The organism is Phyllobacterium sp. P5_D12, assembly GCF_054049495.1.
In genome coordinates this window covers 1-3,485 of the sequence record NZ_JBFUMG010000473.1, presented here as the reverse complement: position 1 = coordinate 3,485, position 3,485 = coordinate 1, and the positions used below count along the sequence as shown (strand labels likewise).

The 3,485-nt window shown below is 55.7% G+C and carries 5 protein-coding genes; 2 read left to right on the top strand and 3 right to left on the bottom strand.

All coding sequences use genetic code 11. The features are described 5' to 3' along the window. Positions 1–2 precede the first annotated feature (2 nt). Positions 3–836, top strand: a complete 834-nt coding sequence (gene hemF, locus ACXJ5O_RS22020; RefSeq protein WP_457301754.1) for an oxygen-dependent coproporphyrinogen oxidase — start codon at positions 3–5, stop codon at positions 834–836. Between the two features lie 122 nt (positions 837–958). Next, a complete protein-coding gene (locus tag ACXJ5O_RS22015; RefSeq protein ID WP_457301753.1) occupies positions 959–1,141 on the top strand; it encodes a DUF1059 domain-containing protein in 183 nt (60 codons plus the stop codon). On the opposite strand, the gene ACXJ5O_RS22010 is transcribed toward ACXJ5O_RS22015, so the two are convergent. The 3 genes from ACXJ5O_RS22010 to ACXJ5O_RS22000 form a co-directional block, all read right to left on the bottom strand. After that, positions 1,142–2,413 (bottom strand): CCA tRNA nucleotidyltransferase, encoded by a 1,272-nt coding sequence (locus ACXJ5O_RS22010; RefSeq protein ID WP_457301752.1) that lies wholly within the window; start codon positions 2,411–2,413, stop codon positions 1,142–1,144. Next, positions 2,410–3,051 (bottom strand): CoA pyrophosphatase, encoded by a 642-nt coding sequence (locus ACXJ5O_RS22005; protein WP_114430371.1) that lies wholly within the window; start codon positions 3,049–3,051, stop codon positions 2,410–2,412. Before ACXJ5O_RS22005 ends, ACXJ5O_RS22010 begins: the two co-directional genes overlap by 4 nt. Then, positions 3,048–3,485: DUF1285 domain-containing protein (locus tag ACXJ5O_RS22000; RefSeq protein WP_457301751.1), on the bottom strand; the 438-nt coding region annotated here is incomplete at its 5' end. The genes ACXJ5O_RS22000 and ACXJ5O_RS22005, both read right to left, overlap by 4 nt.

The window sequence follows — 3,485 nt, the reverse complement described above, 5'->3', positions numbered from 1 at the left end:
AATTGCGCGACAAGATTTGCGCGAGTTTCGAGCAGTTGGAGGACGAGCTGGACGGACCGCTCTCGGACCGCACGCCGGGTCGCTTCAAGCAGACCCCATGGCAACGCGATGATGGCAAGGGCGGCGGTGGCGTCATGTCGGTCATGCACGGCCGCGTCTTCGAAAAAGTCGGCGTCCACACATCAACGGTTCATGGCGAGTTTTCGCAGGAATTTCGCAAGCAGATACCCGGAGCTGATGAAGATCCCCGTTTTTGGGCATCGGGAATCTCATTGATTGCAMATCCTCAAAGTCCGTTTGTTCCTGCTGTACATATGAACACACGCATGGTTGTAACGACGCGGCAATGGTTCGGCGGTGGTGCCGATCTCACGCCGGTTCTTGATCGCAAGCGAACACAGGACGATCCGGATACGCTGGCGTTCCACAAAGCGATGAAATTTGTTTGTGACAAGCATTCAGCCGTCGCCGATCATGAGAAATTCAAGACATGGTGCGACGAGTATTTTTATCTTCCTCACCGCAAGGAGCCGCGCGGAACCGGTGGTATTTTCTATGACTGGCTACACTCCTCCGAAGAAAATGGTGGTTATGCGGCCGATTTCAATTTCACGCGCGACGTAGGCCGCGCCTTTTCCGTAGTTTACCCCTATCTCGTGCGGCAGAATTTCAATCATGACTGGACGGATGCCGATCGTCAGGAACAACTTGTCCGCCGTGGCCGCTATGTCGAATTCAATCTGCTCTATGATCGAGGCACGATCTTCGGCTTGAAGACCGGCGGGAATGTCGATTCAATTCTCTCTTCGATGCCACCTACGGTCAAATGGCCGTGACATAGATATTTAAGGGATCAATCCGCCGCTTCATGCGTTATGCTAACCGCTGGTGCGGCAAAGGGGCCGCGCTTTTGTGGACTGAGCACGTATTTCTGCGTCCTACAACAGGGAGAGAAGGCATGAAAGAACTTCATTGCATTGTTCCCGGTTGCCAGTGGCATACACGTCACGACACCGAAGCTGAGATCATTCGCCGCGCTACTGAGCATCTGCGTGAAACCCACGGTGAAACGGTTATCCGCGAATCAATGCTCGAAACTATCAAGGCGAATATCCAGCCGTCGAAAGGCCAAGCAGCCTGATCAGGCTTTTCCGGAATATTCAGGAATTTTGGCAAGCAATGTATCGCGCTCGAGGGTAAAGCCCGATCTAATCCAGTCGTCCTCTAGAGCGCGCTGGACCTTGCCGATCTCCGGTCCTTTTTGTAGACCGGCAGCGAGTAGATCGCTGCCGGATACAGGAAACTTCGGCCGCTCGTAGCTATCGAGATATTCGAGCAATTTGGATAGATGTCCGGCCCTCATCATCGCCGCGTTATCGTTGATCGCCTCCGCGCGCGCTGAAACCAGGGCCAGACTGAGCCGATCACGCATGCCTTGCTGGTCACTGCGGTAAAGTTGTTTCGCAAATCCGCTCTCGGAAATCTCCTGTTGCGGCATCGCGGTTTCAGCCCAAGCCTCCAGCCGTACTCGCTCACTGTTGGAAAGTTTCAGCCGCGACGCCATTTCGGCGATGCGGCCGATTTGCGGGGGTATCATGCTTGCCAGGCGCAAAAGCGGATCGACCTCCCAATGGAGATCCTGCTCGGTCTTTACCAAAGAGTGGATCGTGTCGATGCCCCATTTTTCACTTTCAGGCAAAACTGCCGTTAGGACGCCCGCCTGCCGCATCCATAACAATGCACGCGAGGGATCGGGCGCACTCAGCAATCTCTTGAGCTCCGACCAGATGCGCTCAGCCGAGAGCCGTGTCAGTCCATCTTTCAGACGCGCGCAAGCCTTCAGCCCGTCGCTTTCAGGTCTGCCTTTGCCGTACCAGGCGAAAAATCTGAAAAACCGTAATATACGCAGATAGTCCTCGCGGATACGCTGCTCCGGATTGCCAATGAAGCGCAGCGTGCGGCTTTCAACATCCGCAAGACCACCAACAAGATCGACAACGGTACCATCCGCCTCGACATATAATGCATTCATGGTGAAGTCGCGCCGGCTTGCGTCCACCTGCCAATCGCGACCATAGGCAACTTCAGCATGCCGTCCATCTGTCTCGATGTCAGCGCGCAAAGTCGTCACTTCGAACGGTCTCCCATGCGCAATAACCGTGATCGTGCCATGGTCTATGCCGGTCGGAACAGCCTTCAGTCCGGCATTCATTGCGCGCTGCATAGTCTCCTCCGGCAAGCAGGTCGTTGCGATATCAATATCGCTAACCTTTTCACCCAAAAGCGTATTTCTTACCGCACCGCCGACAACGCGCGCAGCCTCGCCATCAGCGGCAAGTACGGCGAGCAGCTTTTGCAAGGCCTCGTCTTTGAGCCACGAAGCATTGTCGGCAATGGAAACAGCCTCGCTCAAGAATAGAGCCTTTCATAAAGTGTGCGGATGATGCCTGCAGTTACGCCCCAGATGAAGCGGTCACCAAACGGCATCGTGTAGTAGAACCGTTCCTTTTCCTGCCATATTCGGCTTTCGCGACGATGGTTGCCGGGATCCATCAGGAAAGACAAAGGCACCTCGAACACGTCGGCGACTTCAGCGGGGTTCGGGGTGAGTTCAAATGGCGGATGCACCAGCCCTAGCACCGGAGTGATCGAATAGCCGGTCGTGGTCAAGTAGCGAGGCAGCCGCCCGATGACCTCCACATGGCGACCCTCAAGCCCGATTTCCTCATGCGCCTCGCGTAGCGCCGCTTTCTCCGGCTCGTAATCGTCTTCCGGGTCAATCGCCCCACCTGGAAAAGCGACCTGCCCCGAATGCTTGCGCATATTGGCATTGCGCAGGGTGAGGAGCACGCTTGCCTCATCGCCGCGATCCACAATTGGCACAAGGACAGCAGCGTCGCGCAGGGGATTTGCTGCGATCAACGCATCGAGTTCAGGATTGAGCAAATGATCGCCATGATCCCGGTCCAAGGGTTCACTGCCCTTGAGCGCCACACGTTGTGAGAATGCACGGGCGGAAAAACCCTCATGCAGCGATTTGGTCAGACTCATTGGCTCAGCTTTTCCAGTTCACCTGACGGCATGATTGGGAACACACTTCCCTTTGATCGTACCGCGAACATCGGCTTTCCGTCGATGATGATTTCCTCCCCATGGCTGACCAGCTCATACATCACCGGCCGCGCCAGAAGCGCCTCAAGACGGCCTCGCACCAAGAGGTAAGGCTTTAGTCCACCGTTGATTTTATCGATGACAAACCGCAACGGATTGCCGGCGCTTGCCTCGACGATATCACCAACATTTGTGCGTAGCGTCATGACCCGCGCATCCCCTTCGCCTGCGACATCAAGTTCAACCGCCAGAAAAGGTGCATCCTCGACACGGATTCCCACCTTTTCAACCGGCGTCACGAGATAGGTCCGTCCGTCGGCGTCCTTGCGCAGGACCGTGGAGAAAAGGCGCACAAGCGGCTGTCGGCCAATCGG